This is a genomic window from Blautia aquisgranensis, from assembly GCF_040096615.1.
In the GTDB taxonomy this organism is placed as follows: Bacteria; Bacillota; Clostridia; order Lachnospirales; family Lachnospiraceae; genus Blautia_A; species Blautia_A aquisgranensis.
In genome coordinates, this window is record NZ_JBBMEJ010000015.1 from 37,623 (window position 1) to 57,729 (window position 20,107).

A 20,107-nucleotide genomic window follows, 5' to 3' on the forward strand; every position below is an offset into this window, starting at 1 on the left:
AAGCCTGAATTAGAGCTTCGGAAGAATCTTCTCAACATCTGTATGAGGTCTCGGGATTACGTGTGTAGCTACGAGCTCTCCAAGTCTGGATGCTGCTGCGCTTCCGCTCTCTACTGCTGCTTTTACAGCGCCTACGTCTCCACGAACCATAACAGTTACAAGACCGGAACCGATCTTCTCTGTTCCTACCAGAGCAACCTCTGCTGCTTTTGTCATTGCATCTGCTGCTTCGATTGCAGCTGTGAGGCCTCTTGTCTCAACCATTCCTAATGCTTCCTGTGCCATGATTCTATCCTCCTGAATCTTACATTCGTTACTTTTTTATCATATATGATTCCGACACTTTTGTAAAGTGTACTTAGGGGAATCCTTTAATCTTTATCCAGGGCGCTGATCTTCAGCATCTTCTGTGTACCTGGTTCCGGGTTGGGGATTATGTAATGCTGTACCACACCTGTCATGCTCTCTGCGACTTTCATGCCGGCTTCTACCGCTGCCGTGACATCTGACACGCTTCCGCGGTACTTGATGCAGACAAGAAGCGGTACTGGCAGGCTGTCCGCATTCGCCGGTTTATTCTTATCGAATACCTCCAGGTGGACATTTGCAGCCTTGCACCCGGCGTCAGCTGCCACAAAGGCTGTCGCAAGTCCGAAGACCTCCAGAATTCCTACAGCTTCTGCCATGTTGCTTCTCCTTTCCCGTTAAGGTTATTTGTTAACAACCGCAATCTTAAGACCTGTCATTGACAGGTTCTTCTCAAGTGCCTCGTTGATCTCTTCCAGCGGATACTTGTCAGTGATCAGCTCAGACATTGGAAGTCCGATTGCTTTTGCTCTCTTAAGGAAATCAAATGTTGTTGCATAATCTCTGAGGTTGTATACCCAGGAACCAACAAGGTTGATCTCTTTGGAGCAGAGGTCGAAGTGCGGGTTGATTGTTGCATCTCCACCATTGATGAAGAAGCCAAGCTCGCAAAGGCCGCCGCCGTTGCGGATGAATTTGTAAATGTTTGCATGTGCTTTCGGGTTTCCTGTGCACTGGAAAGCGAAATCTGCAAGATGTCCACCCTGAGCCTCTTTAACAGCCTCAGTAAGTGCCTCGATACCCTTGAAGTTCATGAAGTTAACTGTTGTGTTTGCACCCATTCTCTTGGCAAACTCAAGACGTTTCTCATTTCCATCTACTGCACAGATGTTATGAACGCCCATTGTATGAAGAACAGCGATGCAGATAAGACCGATCGGTCCACAGCCCTGAACAACAACTCTGCTGTTGAATTTCAGGATTCCTGTTGTTTTTGCTCTCTCTACTGCGTGTACAAGTACTGCACATGGCTCGATGAGGATACGGGAATCAAGATCAAGGTCGCTTACATTGAAGAATGTAGAACCGAATTTTCCGCCTCTGATGAAGATGTAATCAGCGAACCATCCGTTGAATTTAACATCATCGTCCGGAAGAAGTCCGTATACGTCAGCGCCGCCTACGTTTTTCTTGTTGAGGTCGAACATTGTGATTTCCGGATCATCTTTGAAGATCATACATGTAACGATCTTATCGCCGACTTTAACTGGTTTACCAGCTGTATCAACGGTAACGTTCTTACCCATTTTTACGATCTCACCAGTTCCCTCATGTCCGAGAACTACCGGAATAAGACCAAACGGATCATTTTTGTACTCATGAGCATCTGTTCCGCAGACACCGCATCCCTCAACTTTTACAAGGATGTCGTCATCTCCAACTTCCGGAAGGTCATACTCCTGAAGCTCAAAATGTTTCTTCTCTGTCATCATTGCTACTCTTGCTTTTTTAGGAATAGCATTTCCTGCCGGAGCAGCCGGAGCGCTTGCAGCTGGTGTTGCAGCCGGAGCGTTTCCTGTCATGCCGGAGAGAACCTGTTTAACGATTTCTTCGATATTTACATTGTTCATATCCATTGTTTATGTTCCTCCTGATTAACGAATGCAAAGGCTGTCTGTCATTACGCAGCGTCTTCTCTTGGTGAATGTGCTTGCGCTTGTAAGTCCCTCACCGGTACGGCTTGCAATGGTAAATGTACAGAAGCCTTCTCCACCGAATCCAAGCGCGGAATAGGACGGGCCGTTCTTTACAAGGATTGCTGTGTCGATTGCTTTCGCATATTTTGTAATGTTATCAATATTCTTGGAATGAATATGTGCGGAATGACGGTTGCCATGCTCAAGCCATACAGCCTGCTCTACAGCGTCATCAAAATCCTTTGCTCTTACGATTCCGAGGATCGGCATCATAAGCTCTGTTGTGATAAGCGGATGCTCCTTCGGTCCCTCGAAGATAATGCAGCGGGTGTTTGCCGGTGCCTGAACTCCGATCATGGAAAGAAGTGTCTTCGCATCACGTCCTACACATTTACGGTTCAGCTTGCCGCCTGCAAGTACAGTTTCAACAAGCTTATCCTGCTCTTCCTTGGATGCAAGGTAGCAGTCATTTTCTGTAAGCATGTAGTGCATTAACTCATCAACTACGGAAGATACTGCAACAACTTCCTTCTCTGCGATACATGGAAGGTTGTTATCGAATGTACATCCGTTTACGATATCCTGAGCTGCCTTACGGATATCAGCAGTAGCATCAACCAGTGCCGGCGGGTTTCCTGCTCCTGCACCGATTCCTCTCTTACCAGAGGAAAGAACTGCTGTCACAACACCAGGGCCTCCTGTTGCTGCGATCAGATGGATATCTTTATGTTTCATCATAATATTGCTTGTCTCAAGGGTTGGTTTCTCAACTGTGACAGCGATATTATCCGGGCCGCCTGATTCCAGGGAAGCCTCATTTAAAAGATTGATTGCGTAAATAGAAGTTTTAACTGCTGCCGGATGTGGGTTGAATACTACTGTATTTCCGCCTGCCAGCATACCCATTGTGTTGCAGAGAACTGTTTCACTTGGGTTAGTGCATGGTGTGATCGCACCGATAACACCAAACGGTCCCATCTCGATCAGAGTCAGTCCTCTGTCTCCGGACCATGCAGTTGTTGTAATGTCTTCTGTTCCAGGTGTCTTGTCTGCTACCAGGTGATGCTTCAGGATCTTATCTCCCACATTACCCATACCAGTTTCCTCAACACCCATACGTGCCAGTACTTCCGCATTTTCTTTGATCTTCTTGCGGATGCAGGTGATGATCTTTTCTCTCTGGTCCATAGACATTGTCTTAACTACCAACTGAGCCTTCTTGGCTGCTTCGATAGCATCATTCATATCCTTGAAAACGCCATGTTTTCCGGCCGGAGCATCTGCAATCTGCATCTTTGCCATAACTTCCTGTACAATTTCCTGTACCATATTCTCACTTATTGGCATGAGATTGTCCTCCTTAATTATTCCGTCAAAAGATTATTTCAGGCCAAGCTGAGCCATAACCTGTTTTGTGATCTGAGCAACAAGCTCTGCATCGTTGTTAGCCGGTGCTTCTGCTGGAGCAGCTTCTTTATCACAGTCTTTTCCAACGAAATCATACTGATATCCTGGGAACTGTTTGTAATCATCATTGTGGCATGCGCCGCCGCAGTTGTGGCAGTTCTTTCCGTCTTTGTTCAGGCAAAGGCTTGCCGGATGTTTACCAGGCATACCGAATTTACGACGGATAGCGTACAGTTTCTCGATGTTCTCTTTGTCGAATTCCTTCGGGCCACCAAGAAGTTTTGTCTGATACAGAAGCTGTGCGTAGAACTCTACAGACTCCATCTTCATGTATGCAGCGTTAAGGTCTGTGCTCCATGTAAGTGCTCCGTGGTTCTCAAGAAGTACTGCATCGAAATATGGAAGGTATTTCTCAAGGTTATCCGGAATCTCCATTGTGGAAGGTGTACCGTACTCAGCGATCGGAACACATCCAAGAGCGATAACTGCCTCTGGCATGATCGGCTGTGTAAGCGGAATTCCTGCGATTGCGAAAGATGTTGCATAGATCGGATGAGCATGTACAACAGATCCTACGTCCGGTCTCTTCTCATATACTCTCATGTGCATCTTGATCTCAGATGATGGTTTGAATCCCGGGTTAGCCTGGATTACATTACCCTTGCCATCTACTTTACAGATGAACTCTGGTGTCATGAAACCTTTAGATACACCTGTTGGTGTGCAAAGATACTCGTTCTCTGCGATCTTAACAGAAAAGTTTCCGTCATTTGCTGCAACCATGTTACGGTTGTAGATTCTTTTACCGATGTCACAAAGCTGTTTTTTGATTTCAAACTCGTTTACCATGCTTAATTTCCTCCTTGAGCATTGGATTGCACTATTTTGTTTCTGTCAATATTTTACTCCATACCACAGAATAAGTCAAGGGCAATCCGTTGTTTTATGTTGGTTTCTTGTTGCTTTTTATGTTGTTTTTATTGTTTTTTATGTTTTCTTTTGAAAAAGGATCTCATTCTTTATAAAGTGCTGTTTTTCAGCCTCCGATCTGGCAGTCCAGGCCGCATACAGCATGCACAGCACCCTTAAGCATCTGCATATGTTCGGCAGTCGGTGGAAGAATTCCTTCCATTAAATAGGGTCTTCCAAGGCCTTCATACTTATCCTGTCCAAGTCTGTGATAAGGAAGCAGATGAATCTTATTTACGCCCGGAAGAGAATCCGCAAATCTGGCGATTGCCTGGATCTCTTCAACAGAATCATTAAATGTAGGAATAACCGGGACACGGATCACAAGCTTTGTTTTTCCATAGAGGGCAACTTTTCTTGCATTCTCCAGCATCAGTCCGTTGGCGCGTCCTGTGAATTCCTTGTGTTTCTCCTGATTCATGTGCTTGATATCCATCAGATATACATCCAGATACGGAAGAACCTGCTCGATCTTTTCCCACGGGGCACAGGCCATACTTTCTACGGCTGTATTGATACCGCGTTCTTTGGCTGCCCGTAGCAGATCTCTGGAAAAATCTGCCTGACACATACATTCACCGCCGGAGAGGGTGATTCCCCCTCCTGAACGGTAATAATATGCACGGTCTTTTTCTACTTCCTCGATCATTTCACGGACTGTCACATCACGGCCGATCACCTTGTCCTCTCCCAGTACTTTCATGTTCTGGATCCTGTACTCCTGCGATTCCGGATTACAGCACCAGCGACAGCGAAGGACACAGCCTTTCAGGAATACGATAGTACGGATTCCCGGACCGTCATGCACCGAATATTTCTGAACATCAAAGATCCTGCCCTTTGTATCCAAATAGTCCATAATTTACCTCTTAAATCCGGTTAAAATCCCTGTTCTGTACGGCGGATGATGTCATCCTGCAGAGAACGGGAAAGAGTTGTAAACAATGCACTGTAACCTGCAACACGTACGACCAGATGTTTATATTTCTCCGGATGTTTCTGTGCATCCAGAAGTGTCTCTCTGTCGACAACGTTAAACTGCATGTGCATACCCTTCTGATCGAAGTATCCACGGATCAGTGCCACGAATTTCTCCAGGCCTTCTCTTCCGGCAAGTGCTGACGGATGGAATTTCTGGTTGAACAGTGTACCGTTAGATACGATGAAATGATCCAGACGGGATACAGAAGTAGCTGCCGCTGTCGGTCCCTTCACATCCTTGCCTGCTGATGGAGAAACGCCATCTGCAACCGGTGTATGTGCATAACGTCCATCCGGTGTGGCACCTGTCTGTCCGCCAAGAGGAACATTGGCTGATACCGGATAAAGTCCTGCTTGGTAATGGCCGCCTCTCGGGTTCATATATTTCTGGATCGGTCTTGTATAGGTATAAGCCACATCTCTTGCAAAATAATCCACATCCGGAATATCGTTACCAAATTTCGGAACCTCGTCGATCATCTTGTGGATTTCTTCGAATCTTGCTTTCTTCTCCGGAGATGGCTCTGTTCCCATAGCTGCTGTCATAACAGCTTTAGCCATGTCTGCATTTACGCTGATGCCATTCTCCTGAAGCTTCTGCATTACAATGGTAGTGATATCGGCTGCTGACTGTGCATCAATACCTTTACCATAGTTCCATGCCAGAGCTTCCTTCAGCTCTTCCATGGTCATCTTCTTCTCTTCGTATACGAGCTGGCGGATCGCATACAGGGAGTCAGCCATGTTAGCGATACCAAATCCCTGAGGGCCTGTAAAGTTGTATACAGCTCCGCCTTCCTGAACAGATTTGCCACGTTTCAGGCAGTCATCCACCATACAGGAAAGGTAAGGAAGCGGACATCTCTCAGCATGGGCCACATCAATGGCATTATCTGCATTTACAAGAAGTGAGATGCAGTATTCCATCTGTTTCTTATAAGCATCGTAAAACTCATCGAATGTCTTCATCTCTGTAACATCACCAGTCTGGATACCGACCTGAACGCCTTTATCCATACCGTTGGAGAAAACAAGCTCCAGCGGGCGGCACATGTTAAAGAATGCTGCGTCATGCCATCCGTCTGTCTTACCGGCTTTCTGCGGCTCAACACATCCGATGATATTGTACTCTCTGGCATCAGCAAGAGTCAGACCTCTGCTCTGCAGTGCCGGAATGATAACCTCATCGTTATAGTAAGCCGGAAGTCCGATTCCTGTTCTGGTAAGCTCGGCTGCCTTGATCAGGAATTCATGAGGAGATCCGTTCCATACCCTTACAGAAAGTGACGGTGCCGGAAGATGTACATGCATGGATGCCTGGATACACATAAAGGAGAGATCATTGGTCACATCCTCGCCATCCTTATTCTGTCCGCCTGCGATCAGGTTCTGGAATAAGCTGTAGCCGGCAAAGCCTTCTGCGGATGCAGCATCACGGCATTTATTCAGGTCATTTAATTTAACCCAGATACAGTCCATAAGCTCCTGAGCAAACTCTCTGGTAAGATTACCTGCCTCCATATCACTCTTATAATATGGATACATATACTGGTCAAAACGTCCCGGTGAAATAGAATGTCCGCTGCTCTCCATCTGAATCAGCTGCTGTACAAACCAGAAGGACTGGCATGCCTCATAGAAGTTACGGGCGCCCTTCTCCGGTACACGTGTACAGTTGGATGCGATCTGAAGAAGCTCCTGTTTTCTGGTCGGATCCTGAGTCTCATATGCCATCTTCTCTGCAAGCTCCGCATAGCGGTGTGCATAATCGATAACAGCCTGACAGCTTAAGATCACTGCATTGAGGAAGCGTGATTTCTTCGCATAATCTCCATCTCCCACATTGCACTCATCCAGTTCCTTCTGCGCCTTGGCAATGATTCCCTCATAACCGATAGCCAGAACCTCTTCATATTTGACTGTTACATGGCCAACGCCATTGTAGAAATAGTTTCCCGGTGTAAAAATATTGTGATCGATCGCACGGATCGCTTCCGGTGCCATATAGGAAGTTGCAAGTTCACTTGTAGTCTTACCCTTCCAGTATTTATGTACCTCGCGAAGCTCTGCCTTGGTCTCCTCCGCAATATAAAATGGATCTGCTGTTCGTGTAGCTACTGTATCCAGCTCATCCTCCAGCCACTGGAAAGAATATTCCGGGAATGTCTGACATCCTCTCGGTGCGATAGTACTACTTCCGACGATCAGCTCCTCATCACGGATGATGATCGGAATATTACGCAGAATATGAGCAAAAGCTTTCGCCCTTCTCGTAATGATCGGCTCATCTTCAGTTTCTTTGTAAGACTCTGTGACAAGTTTCGCTCTGGCAGATTCGATCACCGGCATCTTCGCATAAAGATTATCAACAAGATGCGTGATCCTGTCTGTTTTCGGGATATCTGCTATATGAAATTTCTCCATGATTCTCCTTTCTCACAACCGGCTGTTTCTGGTGATCTGTCTGCCTCCACGCTTCCAGAACCGCTCCTGTCCGGCTATGTGCTCATGTACTTTCATTATACCTTACCCCCACTTTGATGTCAACGAAATCCAACATGTATTCCTTGCCGTTTTTGTGGTTTTTGTAGGTTGAATTCTGTGAGTTTTATTTGTTTTTCGTGTAATTGAGATTTTTTCTATTGACTTTATTTTTCCACTCTGCCATACTTGTTTTATCAGAATTCATTAGAAAACATATCCGTTCCCAATACAGGAAACGAACTGTAAAAGAGGTGTATTTTTATGTATCTTTCCGATATGCACACCCATTCCATTGCCAGCGGACATGGCACGGAATGCACGATCACCAACATGGCGCGGGCTGCCGCAAAAAAAGGGCTCCGTCTTCTTGGCATCACGGATCACGGTCCCGGAACGCTGGCTGCCGGAACTTCTTCTTATTTCCGCAGTCTCACCTACTCTCCGAAGGAGCATTTCGGAGTTGAGCTTCTCTACGGGATCGAGCTGAACATTCTTGACCGGAATGGCACCGTAGATCTGAATCAGGAATTATTAGGTAAACTTGACTATGCAATCGCCAGCATGCACAGCTGGAACTACCGCTGTGGTACCCGTAACGAGAACACTGAAGCTTTTATCAATGTAATGAAAAATCCCTGTGTCAAGATCCTGGGACATAGTGATAATACTCATTATCCTGTTAATTATGATATCCTTGCCAGAGCCGCAAAAGCAACCGGCACGATCTTTGAGATCAACGAAGCATCCCTGGCGCCTTACGGATATCGCGGGGATACCAGAGAAAACTGTTTCGAGATCCTGCGCTGCTGCCGCAAATATGATCTCCCGCTGCTTCTTTCCAGTGACAGCCACGGGCCGGAACACATCGGCGACTTTACATATGCTGCTGATTTTGTTCATCAGGCCATGTTTCCGGAGCGTCTGATCCTGAACAATCAACTTCCACGGCTGAAGGTATTTTTGCAGACGCATGAAGATTCTGTTCTTTCACAATTGTAAATCTCTGCAAAAAATTTCAGCAGCTTCCTGTACTGATTTTCCAATAGTCCTGTGAGAGCCAGGCTGACATTTTTTTGTCAGTACCGGCTCTTTTCATTTGATGCTGCAGCATATTTCGTATTCTTTAACGCATCAAAAAAGCCAGGTCGACATTTTTCCTCGTCAACACTGGCTTTTATATACCCACTTCTTATATTTATCATACCTTAATACGGTTTCTTCACATTCTCTTCCGTATTCTCTCTCTGCTTACGCACAAGATCTGCAAGTTCTTTATACTTACCTGTAATATATCCGTAATTTTCTCTTCTGTGTGGAAGCTTACATCTGGAGCAGTCCTTGATGCCGCTGTCCAGGAACCGGAAATTACCGCCGCATTTATCTCCCAGCGCATATAACGGGCAATAGCAGAACAGGCAGTTAAAATTGTCCGGGTCTGCTCCCGTATGGCATGGAAAATACTCACATTTCTTATGACTGTAATAAGAAAATTCCTTGCCCTCCCAATATGGTTTTGCCATGACCACAACCTCCTCCCAAGGTTATGCACTCATGATTTTTCCCATAAAAAAAGAGGTAGCGATGCCACCCCGGGGTAGAAATATAATCCGTTCATGAGTGCGCGGAGGGAACGAATGTATCCGGAGTAGTATCGCCTGCCATTTAATCATGTATAATTCATATGAACAGGCGCATTCCATAAAAAAATGCCTACTCTCGTAAAAAAGTAGACAACGTTCCAGGGGTGCGGAGTCCCTGAAATGGTTGTTACACTTTACACGGAAGTTTAACCTCGCCATAACAAGCAGGTTTCCTGGCTCCGGGATCATCGCTCCTCTCTCCTTCTCATACTTACGTACAATGGATTCTGAGATTCGCTCCTCCGTTACAGTGACCGGATCGCTCAGGTTTCTCACCTGATTCCCTTTTCTGCTGGTCTCTGATAATTATCAGATAACTGTCAGACACCCTCAGCACTTGCTATGTTCAATATGGAATTATACTGACATTATAATAACACCATGTTAATTCTGTGTCAATACCATTTGCTTATTTTTTTGAAGTTTTTCAACAATATATAAAATCACGCAAAAACAGCCCGATGAATTGCTTTGGCTTTTCACCGGGCTGCTGTATTTCTTAATTCAGGCTGATATTTATCTGTCTCTTTTTTCTTATACGAGACGTCTTACAGATACGATTGTTCTGTATGTAGCGTCATTGCTGACCTTGATACCATCCTGGGAATTGGAAGCATGAACAATCTGACCGTCACCCATATAGATAGCAACATGTCCGCCGTAGCAGATCAGATCTCCTGGCTGTGCATCTGCGTAAGATACCTCTGTACCTGCATTCTGCTGCTCATACGATGTTCTCGGAAGGCTTACGCCAAAGTTCGCATATACGCTCTGCACAAAACCGGAGCAGTCTGCACCGTTGGTAAGGCTTGTTCCGCCCCATACATACGGATTACCTACAAACTGTGTTGCATAATCTACAACAGATGAACCGGATCCGCTGCTGTAGGAAGAAGAGCTTTCGCTGTCAGAAGAAGTATCTTCTGAATTATCCTCTGACGCATCTGCTGCTGTTTCTCCGCCTTCATCGTAATCAGCATTGTCTTCTGCTGTATCTGTATTATCACCATCAGTATTACCGGACTCATCTGTTATCACATTGCCATCCTCATCATACTGAACATCTTCATTTTCCCCGGCATCCGTATCTTCATCTGTGTTCTCGATCACATTGCCGTCCTCATCGTACTGAACATCTTCGCTCGCATCTGCTTCATTCTGCTGCGCCTCAGCCTCTGCCTGACGTCTTGCTTCTTCCTCAGCCTCTGCCTGTGCTCTTGCAGCCGCTTCAGCTTCTGCCTGACGTCTCGCTTCCTCCTCAGCAGCAATACGCTCTGCCTCTAATCTCTGAAGCTCTGCTGTCTGCTCTGCAAGAAGATTCGCATAATCAGTAGCCTGCTGCTGTGCATAAGCGATCTCATTATCATAATCTGCAGATGTTGCACGTTTCTCATCCAGCTGTGCCTGAAGATTCTGGGACTCTGCCTCATATTCCTGCTTCATTCCCTCGAGTTCAGCCTTCTCCTGTGTATACTGTGCTTCCAGGCTGGCTACCTGCTCGATTGTGTTGGAATATTTCTCAAGGCTCTTTCTGTCCTGCTCATATGTCTTCTGTGTATACTCAGCTCTCGTAAGAAGCTCAGACAGATTCTCGGCATTGAGCATCATCTGAAACCACGCATCATCTCCACCTTTCTCATAAAGGTACTGAATACGTTTCTTCATCGCCCCATACTGCTTCTCCTTAGCATTCTTCGCTTTCTCAAGGTTAGTCTGTGTAGATGCAATGTCGGCTTCTTTATTGGAGATATCTCCTTCCAGCGTCTGAATCGAAACCATCACGTTTACAAGATTCGCGTCTAGAGTTGAAATTTCGCCTTCAATCTGCGATTTCTGTGCAGAAAGCTCATCCAGTCTGGAATATGTTGCATTCAACTGCTCGTTGGTTGCATCCATCTCCTGCTGAAGTGCTGCTTCATCTTCTCTTGTTGCGCTTACGCTGACTACCTGTGCTCCGCTGATGATGAGCGCCAGTGTCAAACATAATATTCTTTTCTTCATGACTGTTCACCCTCGCAATCTGATTCTGAATTCTGATTATATGGCGGATATTCCTGATCCGCTCTACTACCTATTCATGTCTGCTGTTATTTCATCTGTCAGCAGTTCATGTAATATTTCTGAAATATCTTGTTTCAATCTTTGTATATATTAACACAGTGTTATTTGGATTGCAAGGATTTTCTATTATTTAGTTTAAAATTTTGTAACATTTATTAATGTTTTCGACATTAAAAATGGAAAAATCCTGTTTCTCAAGGATTTTCCCATTTTGTTTGTTACATATTTTTTTCATTTTTTCACAAGATCTGTACAGATCAGAACAGATCTGCAAGAATCTGATTCGCAGTTTTATTCAGATATCCGTCCGGATCAGAAAGTGTGTTTCTGTTCCATCTGAAATATGCTCCGTTACGAATGTAATTGCCGCTTGACTCATGATAATCATATTTAGCTGCGCCCGGATACTTGGCCATGTAAAGTTCTGCAAGTTTGATTGCCTGGCTTCCATAGGTTCCATTTGGTGTCGGTGTACCGGAAATCTGAACACCTGCATTCGGTGTACAATGCAGAATTACAACACTCTTATCTGCACACTGTCCGAGAACCATCCATGTATGACCATCATTATATCCGATATCTCCAGGATAAAGCTTATATCCTGAGCTTGCAAGCGATGCCTGGGAAACAATAGTTCCCAATCCCTTTCCTGTGTACAGCGATCCGATATCTCCTGAAACTGTTGTGTACATTACTCCACCGGATTTGTTCTGCATAATCTGATAAACAGACCAGCCTACATATCCGGAACAGTCAAGACCTTTCTGCTCTGTACTCTCGCTGAGATCCATATAATATCTGTAATTATAGGAACTGGAATTGCTGTTATACCATTCTTTCCATCTGGAACTTACACCCTTTCGGGTCGCATCAGACCAGTTATGTCCGCCACCCCATACATACAAGGTCTGTCCCACAGGCTTCAGCGCATTAGCCAGGAAATTTTTGATCGTCTTTGTTCCTGTGGAAGTCGCCGTACCCGGGTTATTATTCACCTGAAGAATTCCACTGCTGCTGAATGTATACTGTTTTCCGCCAATCGTCTTCGTACCTGTCGCCATCACACCGGTAGAAGTATCAAAATAATATTTATGTCCTTTGGCTTCATTCTCCACCCAGCCGGTGGCCATATATCCGCTTCCTTTGTAAAAATAATATGTATTGCTGCCAATTTTTTTGAAGCCTTTATACATCGCACCTGTGCTCGGATCAAAATAACGTTTCTGTGACTTGGAATTTGTTGCCCAACCGGTAGCCATAAAACACTTACTTGTGAAATATCTGGTCACCTGCTTGGAATCTGTAAGAAATTTACTCTTGGCCGCAATACCGGAACCATTGTAAAAATAATATTTCTTCTTACTGATTGTAGCCCACTTGGTCGTCATATAACCGGTACTTTTGTTAAAATAACGGGTATTCTTCTTGCTGTCAGTAATCCATCCGGTAGCCATATAACCTTTCGCCCCGTTGGCATTATAGAAATAACGTTTGCCCTTACTATCCTTTACCCAGCCCTTTACCTGTACTCCTGTGGACGCATTAAAGTAATACTTCTTGCCATTGAGAGTAAGCCAGCCTTTTACTTTCTTACCGCTCTTGTAATAATAGGACTTGCCATTCTCTATCTTGAAACCGTTCTTAGTCGCTGCCTGTACTTCTGTAGTTGTTGTGTGTACAGTCGCGCCCGCTGCAAAAAGCATCAAGATCAAAAAAAGTCCCCAAAGTTTCCAATTTCTGCTTAATTTTCGCATACATACCTTCCTTTGATAGATAATTGATATTTACTATTTCTGAAGTCCGGCTGATCGTTCGCTTCTGCCAACCTCTCGGTCAGCATTCATTACAAATTTGTTACAAATTTACGTCCATATTATATAACATTCTTTACGTTCCGTCAACTCTTTCCGCTTTTTTTCCAGTTTCCACATAACTATAACCAGGGGTACTGTTCATTTTGTGACCAGTGCCACGCTCCGTGATATACAGAAATATCCCCGGAACATCCAAGCGATTTACAGATATTCCGGGGATATGATCATTAATGCATTTGTATCAGCATTTACAATGGTTTCGCTTCTGCCTCTTACAGGAATTTTTTGCGAAGCTCTGCTCCGTCAAGTGCACTTAAATATGCAGGTGCAACATCAAATACAGTCTTGCAGCCCTTCTGTCCTTCTTTGTTCATACGGTATGCAGCTCTTGCATAGGCAACGATAACAGAGGATGTGAATTCCGGGTTGGAATCCAGTTTCAGGCTGTACTCGATCACATGGCTGTTCTCATTGTTCCAGCCTGTTTTTCCGCTGCGGATCACAAAACCACCGTGAGGGATTCCGCTGTGATCACGGTCAAGCTCTTCCTGAGAGATAAAATGTACGGTTGTATCATACTCATCAAAGTAGTTCGGCATAGTCTTGATTTCTTCCTCGATGCGGGCAAGATCAGCTCCCTCTTCAGCAACTACAAAGCACTCTCTTGTGTGTTTCTGGCGTGTGGTAAGCTCCGGATTCTCTCCGTTTCTTACAGACTCCAATGCTGCCTCTACAGGAATTGTGTACTGTTTTGCGTCTTTTACGCCCTTGATACGGCGGACTGCATCAGAATGTCCCTGGCTTACACCTTTGCCCCAGAATGTGTAGTCGTTTCCTTCTGTAAGAATCGCATTTGCGTACATACGGTTCAGAGAGAACATTCCCGGGTCCCAGCCTACGGAGATGATTCCCACATGGCCAGTCTCTGTTGCTGCCTTGTCAACATTTGCAAAATGCTCCGGAATTCTCTTATGTGTGTCAAAGCTGTCCACAACATTGAAATATTTCACATACTCCGGTGTCTGTACAGGAAGGTCTGTTGCGCTTCCTCCGCAGATGATCAGAACGTCGATCTCATCTTTATGCTGCTCAGCGTCTTTTACAGAGTAAACCTTTGCGGTCTCTGTAAGGATCTTTACAGTTTCAGGATCACGTCTGGTAAATACTGCAACCAACTCTGTATCCGGGTTGTGTTTGATGGCGCACTCTACGCCTCGTCCCAGGTTACCATAACCTAAAATTCCAATTCTTATGCTCATAACGATTTCCTCCTCTTTTTTTTCTGCAGACAGGAAAAATCCCCTCTGCACTCTATATCGCAAAACAGATCTTCCTGATCTGTCTTACAGGCATTTTTTATCAGCAGCAGAAAATTCCACCCGGCCAGCACATGGCGCAGGCCATAGTCCTGCAGCATGCATCACACATATCACCACCCGCGGAAGGCATTCCGCCGAAAGGATCCTGCTGCTGTTGATACCAGCCGCCGCCACCTTCCATACGCTGAAGTAACATACGGTACTGCATGTTATTCGGTTCCTGTCTGACCGCCTCCCGGATCTGATCCAGTGCTGTCACATTGTTTCCAAGTCCCATATTGGCCATGGCTGCAAGGTAATACCATTCGCCATTCTTCTGTCCAAGAGAGTTCAGCACATTCATAGCCTCCTGATAGTGGCCGCTCTGCACATAATTGGCTGCCGCACGCCTTCGCATGCTCTCCTCATCCTGGTATGTGCTCTGTCCGGCACCACTATAACCGCCATAATTACCAAAGCCTCCATAGCTTCCATAACCGCCGCCGGAACTTCCGCCATACTCTCTTTCCTTCATGATCTGCTCATAGGCCTGCTGGACTTCCTTGAATTTCTCCTCAGCCTGATCCTTATTCGGATTATTGATATTGGCATCCGGATGGTATTTTCTGCTGAGCTTCCGGTATGCTTTTTTTATTTCATCATCTGATGCGCTTCTGGGAACTCCCAGCACACTGTATGGATCTAACATTGTCTTTCTTTCTCCCGTTCTCCCCTGCGTTTCTCACCGATTGCTGTAAAGCGGCACCATACGCCGGAATACAAAATATTTCGAAGGATATCTCCATAGCGAATGATCGGAAGCTTCTCAAACTCCCTGCATGCCTCGGAAAGCATCATAATCAGCATTCCGCGCACCTCCGCCTCGAACCCTTCCATCTTATATTTTTCAAGAAACGGATTGTAATTTCCGTTTTCTGCATCTTTTTCCACATCATCATAGGCATCCAGGATGTAGATGAATTTCCCCAGATAAAAGCCCATTCGGCGCAACGAAGCCTCCCACACATCCTCGTGAAATGCAAAAACCTCTTCCATGATCCTTCCGGAACAGCCGGCAACCAGATCCACATCCGTCTCCCCCTGCTTTTCCAGCCTGGAAAGTTCTTCAAGGGCTTCCCTGATCCGGCGCATTTTCTCCTGATAAGCAGACATGTGCTTTTTTCCACTGTTTTTCAGAAGTGTGGCATAGGCATAGCGAAGATATTTCCGTTCATCCTTCCAGTCGTCCATGCATTTATAATAAGAAAGGATCACATTCATATCTGCACAATACTCTGTCACAGCATTCTTGCGAACCGGCTGTGGTTTCAGCGGATGTACCGCGCACCGGGATTTTCCTTTTCTGGTCGGCGGCTCATAAAGTCCGCTGAGAAGAAGAACCACAAACGTCATATCATAGGTCAGGGAAATCTGTCCACTGATTCCGTAACGTTCCCGCAGTTCACGGCAGAGACCGCAGTAAAAAGAACGGTACATATCAAAATCCTTGAATTTAATTTCCGGCTTATTGACTGTCACATATCCGAACATGTCAGCTCCTCTTTACGAATTTTGTGTGGCATTTCGGACATTCGATCTCGATCTTACCTTTTCCTTTCGGAATACGGATCTTCTGTCCACAGCCGGGACAACTGTAAATATGGTGCGTTTTTCTCTGCTGCATCAGATTTTTTTCTTTATTGAAACGAAGACGGAGCTTCGATGTCATCTGAAGATATTTCTGATTTTCTGCATAACGCTGCTGGATGTTCCTGGAAAAAATCCGGAAATATGCATAAACGATCGCTGCGATTCCAAGAAAATCGAGAATGCTTCCAAGGCTGCGGTTCACCATGCTGACAAACATGGTCAGTATGATCAGAACCAGAGCAAGTCCCATGGTAAATCTGGAAAATTCATCCACTCCATAACGTCCCTGCATGAATTTATTAAATTTGTCTCGCATAATATCTGTCTCCTTTTCATTTACCGGCCACAGCTATAAGTTCAGCTGTTTTTTTCCGATAACTACTATCGGTCATTGCAGACCTGGAAAATGTAGAATTTCAGATAATAGGATTCATCAGCAGACCAGAGGATCGGATGATCCGGTGCCTGTGTACGGTATTCCACCTGACGAAGTCTCTTGTGTACATTCTTCGCCGCCTGGCCGATGGTCTGTGTGAAAAGCTCGTATGTCATAAAATGAGAACAGGAGCAGGTTGCCAGAAAACCGCCGTCTTTCACAAGGCGCATGGCACGAAGATTGATCTCCCTGTAGCCCTTTACTGCATTCTTCACAGAGCTTCTGGATTTCGTAAATGCAGGCGGGTCAAGAATGACCACGTCAAACTTCTCACCTTTTTCTTCCAGCTCCGGAAGCAGTTCGAAAACATCTTCACAGATGAATTTCACTTTTCCGTCCAGTCCGTTAAGTTCTGCATTGCGTCTGGCCTGTTTAACAGCTGTCTCAGACGCATCTACACCGATAACACTCTTGGCGCCTGCAATTCCTGCATTAAGCGCAAAAGATCCTGTATGTGTGAAGCAGTCCAGAACTTTTGCATTCTTACAAAGTCTCTGGAGCGCCAGACGGTTATATTTCTGATCCAGGAAAAATCCTGTCTTCTGTCCGTCCTTGATATCCACCTCATATTTGACACCGTTCTCTTCGATCTGGACGATCGTCGGAAATTCCTCTCCGATAAATCCCTTGGTAAGTTCCATACCTTCCTGGCGGCGTACCTTTGCGTCACTTCGTTCGTATACACCACGGATATGGATTCCGTCTTCTTCAAGAATCTCCTTCAGTACACGAATGATAGTTTCTTTCAGGCGGTCGATTCCAAGAGCCAGAGACTGCACAACCAGTACATCCGAAAACTTGTCCACAACAAGTCCCGGGAGAAAATCTGCTTCGCCGAAAATAATACGACAGCTTCCGGTATCTACCACCTTCCTGCGGTAATCCCATGCGTCACGAACGCGCTGTCTGATAAATTCTTCATTGATCTCTGTATGTTCATCTCTGGTCAGCATACGGACTGAGATCTTGGAATTGGTATTGATAAAACCTCTTCCCATAGGATAGCCGTCAAAATCGTGAACCAGCACGATATCTCCGTTGTTGAAGCTTCCCATGATGCTTGCGATCTCATTGTCATATACCCAGAGTCCTCCTGATTTCAGGAATCTGCCTTCGCCTTTTTTTAATGTTACTACTGCCAGGCTCATAAATTCTACCTTTTCCCTTTCTCATTTCCCATGACAGACAAAAGCGGCTATTTCTCACCGTCTTCCGCTGTCTTCTCATAAACCGATTTAAACACAATTCTATCACAGAAGAAATCATTTTTCCAGTGCTTACCCGAATCCTTAATATAAATCACAGAATTTTTATAAAAATCCTCAAAAAATACAGCACAGCAAAGATATACACAAATTCTCTGCTGTGCTGGTTCTCTTATCATTCAGTTAAGTATTCATCATAGTTCTGCTTCACATTCTTCCATCTGCTGACTGCAGAATGAAGATCGTATCTGAAGCTTATTCTGCTGCAGACTCATCTGCAGAAGCTGTATTCTCACCGTAAAGTCCGGCAAGGAACTGCATAGTATCACTGTATAAGGTCTGCTTATCCTCCTGTGGAACATCCGCAAGAAGTGTTGCTGTCTCATCAACTTCTCCATTGCTGTCCTCTGTGCTGTCTGCTTCGTCAATACCGAACAGCTTCTTAAGCTTCTTATCCATCATATTCAGCTCAGTACTCTGGAAGCTTTCGGTTCCGTCTGCTACATAGGAATCTGTTCCGTCTTTCAGAATATCATAGTAGTCCTTCTCAACGATCTGTGCCAGATCCTTTCCTGTCTGCTCATCCAGTGTTACAGTTGCCATTTTTTCGGTATCTTCTGTTGCTGCCAGGAGAGAATCTGCATCACCCTGATATTCTCCCTTTGCAAAAAGTGCCAGCTTATCGTAATTGTTCTTTGCATCCTCACTGAGTACGGAAGTATCGATCTCAGTGCTGTCAGCAGCTGCGGACTCATCTGTGCTCTCGTTCTCAGAAGAATCTGCATCCTCTGTTGCTTCCGGAATTCCGGTCTCGTCAGATGCCGCTGCATCTGATGCCTCATCAGAGCTGCTTTCATCTCCTGCTGATTCCTCTGCACCGCTCTCATCTGCTGTGCTCTCATCTCCTGTGGATTCCCCTGCACCGCTCTCATCTGATGCACTCTCATCGCCTGTGGATTCCTCTGCACCACTCTCATCTGATGCGGATTCCTCTGTGCTGCTCTCATCTCCTGCTGACTCATCCGTGCCACTCTCACTATATGTTCCGTCATCGGTTGCTTCCGGGATTCCGGTTTCATTATTATCACTGCCGTCTGTGGAATCGCCAGTCTCCTCCTCAAGTGTCGGATCCTCTGTAGAACTCTGGATGACATCATCACCAAGTACACTGTCATCTACATTATTCACAATATCGTCTGAAGAGTCCCCGTCAACCTCTACCGTATCATCACTGGTTTCTCCGTCAAGCGCTTCATCAGCCTGACCGGTTGTGTTGGCATTTACCTGCTCCAGAGTATCTTTTACATCGTCGTAGTTATAACCCTGCTCTGCGATCTTCTCAAGAAGAGAAACGATCTTGTCAATCTCCTCCTGGCTTACAGATACGTTATTCTGCTCTGCAACATTCACAACAATGTTCTGAATCTCATCTGCGTTCTGTACGTTGTTCTGGATCACATCCATCTTGGACTGGTTCACAACCGTTGTTGCCTCATTCTTGCCAACCTGGTCTGCAAGGTTTCCGGTTACTACCATCTCCTCGTTTGCAAGCTTGGTCTTGGTCTCATCCAGCTTCTGTCCGCTGGCCTTCTCATAAGCCATCTGGATACCGGTAAGCGCGCCGGTTCCGGAAACCTCCATCGGGCAGGCTGCAACAACTTCGCAGTTCTTCACACCGGAAGTAGAAAGTGTTGTGGCGATCATGTTTCCGGTTACCCAGTTAAGATTTGCGGTACGCACTTTAATTCCACCGGACTGTGTCGGTTTCACATATGCACAGCTTAAGGTTCTGGTACCGATCTGGGACTGTGGTGCGATATTATCCAGGTGGTTATGCTCATCCTGGTTGGTGATCGTCATAACCTGAACCTGGTCAGCACTTACATTAAAATATTTCATCATAGTCTGCTTCTGTGCATCAGTAAGGTCTGCGCCAAGTGTTACAACCTTTGATGCATCTGCAAGTACAGGATTTACACTGCCTGCAACAAGGCATGCACTGCAGAGTAATGCAGCGATCAGATTTCTTTTCTTCATTGATTTTCCCTCCATATATAATTTACTGAATTATTGATCTTGTCACCATTTTTCTGTTTCATATTATAACACAGATATATAGATATTTGTAATTTATATTGTCTCAATTTTCTGTATAAAAA

General features: G+C 45.3%; 17 protein-coding genes and 1 riboswitch. Of the genes, 1 reads left to right on the forward strand and 16 read right to left on the reverse strand.

All coding sequences use genetic code 11. The annotated features are described in order from the left end of the window. Positions 1-9: 9 nt before the first annotated feature. The 7 genes from pduA to WMO28_RS12395 form a co-directional block, all read right to left on the reverse strand. Entirely contained in the window at positions 10-285 is a 276-nt protein-coding gene (gene pduA / locus WMO28_RS12365; RefSeq protein WP_015525952.1) for a propanediol utilization microcompartment protein PduA, read from the reverse strand. Positions 286-371: 86 nt separating this feature from the next. Then, a complete protein-coding gene (locus WMO28_RS12370) occupies positions 372-686 on the reverse strand; it encodes a BMC domain-containing protein (protein WP_015525953.1) in 315 nt (104 codons plus the stop codon). A 24-nt stretch (positions 687-710) separates the two neighbouring features. Further along, positions 711-1,943: a zinc-binding dehydrogenase gene (locus WMO28_RS12375; RefSeq protein ID WP_349057150.1), complete on the reverse strand. Its 1,233-nt coding sequence runs from the start codon at positions 1,941-1,943 to the stop codon at positions 711-713. Between the two features lie 18 nt (positions 1,944-1,961). Next, complete coding sequence (locus WMO28_RS12380) at positions 1,962-3,350, reverse strand: aldehyde dehydrogenase family protein (RefSeq protein WP_021651547.1); 1,389 nt, start codon at positions 3,348-3,350, stop codon at positions 1,962-1,964. Positions 3,351-3,383: 33 nt separating this feature from the next. After that, positions 3,384-4,259, reverse strand: a complete 876-nt coding sequence (locus tag WMO28_RS12385; RefSeq protein WP_178645503.1) for a class II aldolase/adducin family protein — start codon at positions 4,257-4,259, stop codon at positions 3,384-3,386. A gap of 187 nt (positions 4,260-4,446) precedes the next feature. Continuing rightward, on the reverse strand, positions 4,447-5,238 hold the full coding sequence (locus WMO28_RS12390; RefSeq protein ID WP_119238996.1) for a glycyl-radical enzyme activating protein: 792 nt from the start codon (positions 5,236-5,238) through the stop codon (positions 4,447-4,449). A gap of 20 nt (positions 5,239-5,258) precedes the next feature. After that, entirely contained in the window at positions 5,259-7,784 is a 2,526-nt protein-coding gene (locus WMO28_RS12395) for a glycyl radical protein (protein WP_178645502.1), read from the reverse strand. Positions 7,785-8,105: 321 nt separating this feature from the next. Between WMO28_RS12395 and WMO28_RS12400 the strand changes: the two genes are divergently transcribed. Further along, on the forward strand, positions 8,106-8,843 hold the full coding sequence (locus WMO28_RS12400; RefSeq protein WP_178645501.1) for a PHP domain-containing protein: 738 nt from the start codon (positions 8,106-8,108) through the stop codon (positions 8,841-8,843). 206 nt (positions 8,844-9,049) lie between these two features. On the opposite strand, the gene WMO28_RS12405 is transcribed toward WMO28_RS12400, so the two are convergent. From WMO28_RS12405 to WMO28_RS12445, 9 genes are all read right to left on the reverse strand, one after another. Then, a complete protein-coding gene (locus tag WMO28_RS12405) occupies positions 9,050-9,364 on the reverse strand; it encodes a cysteine-rich small domain-containing protein (RefSeq protein WP_178645500.1) in 315 nt (104 codons plus the stop codon). A gap of 266 nt (positions 9,365-9,630) precedes the next feature. After that, positions 9,631-9,835: riboswitch (cobalamin riboswitch) on the reverse strand. Positions 9,836-10,018: 183 nt separating this feature from the next. Next, entirely contained in the window at positions 10,019-11,485 is a 1,467-nt protein-coding gene (locus WMO28_RS12410) for an NlpC/P60 family protein (RefSeq protein ID WP_178645499.1), read from the reverse strand. A gap of 317 nt (positions 11,486-11,802) precedes the next feature. After that, positions 11,803-13,299, reverse strand: a complete 1,497-nt coding sequence (locus WMO28_RS12415; RefSeq protein ID WP_349057151.1) for an N-acetylmuramoyl-L-alanine amidase family protein — start codon at positions 13,297-13,299, stop codon at positions 11,803-11,805. 332 nt (positions 13,300-13,631) lie between these two features. After that, complete coding sequence (locus tag WMO28_RS12420; RefSeq protein WP_178645498.1) at positions 13,632-14,618, reverse strand: diaminopimelate dehydrogenase; 987 nt, start codon at positions 14,616-14,618, stop codon at positions 13,632-13,634. Between the two features lie 100 nt (positions 14,619-14,718). Then, the gene (locus tag WMO28_RS12425; protein WP_178645497.1) at positions 14,719-15,366 is read right to left on the reverse strand and encodes a DnaJ domain-containing protein; all 648 of its coding nucleotides are present in this window, start codon (positions 15,364-15,366) and stop codon (positions 14,719-14,721) included. Then, a complete protein-coding gene (locus WMO28_RS12430) occupies positions 15,360-16,208 on the reverse strand; it encodes a DUF5685 family protein (RefSeq protein ID WP_178645496.1) in 849 nt (282 codons plus the stop codon). The genes WMO28_RS12425 and WMO28_RS12430 overlap by 7 nt, the downstream gene beginning before the upstream one ends. 1 nt (position 16,209) lies before the next feature. Continuing rightward, positions 16,210-16,623 carry a hypothetical protein gene (locus WMO28_RS12435; RefSeq protein WP_178645495.1) on the reverse strand — a complete coding sequence of 138 codons (414 nt, stop codon included), beginning with the start codon at positions 16,621-16,623 and terminating at the stop codon, positions 16,210-16,212. Between the two features lie 65 nt (positions 16,624-16,688). Then, positions 16,689-17,891, reverse strand: coding sequence for a class I SAM-dependent rRNA methyltransferase (locus WMO28_RS12440; protein WP_349057152.1), 1,203 nt, complete (start codon positions 17,889-17,891; stop codon positions 16,689-16,691). Positions 17,892-18,203: 312 nt separating this feature from the next. Further along, positions 18,204-19,985, reverse strand: coding sequence for a DUF1002 domain-containing protein (locus WMO28_RS12445; protein WP_349057153.1), 1,782 nt, complete (start codon positions 19,983-19,985; stop codon positions 18,204-18,206). Positions 19,986-20,107: the final 122 nt, after the last annotated feature.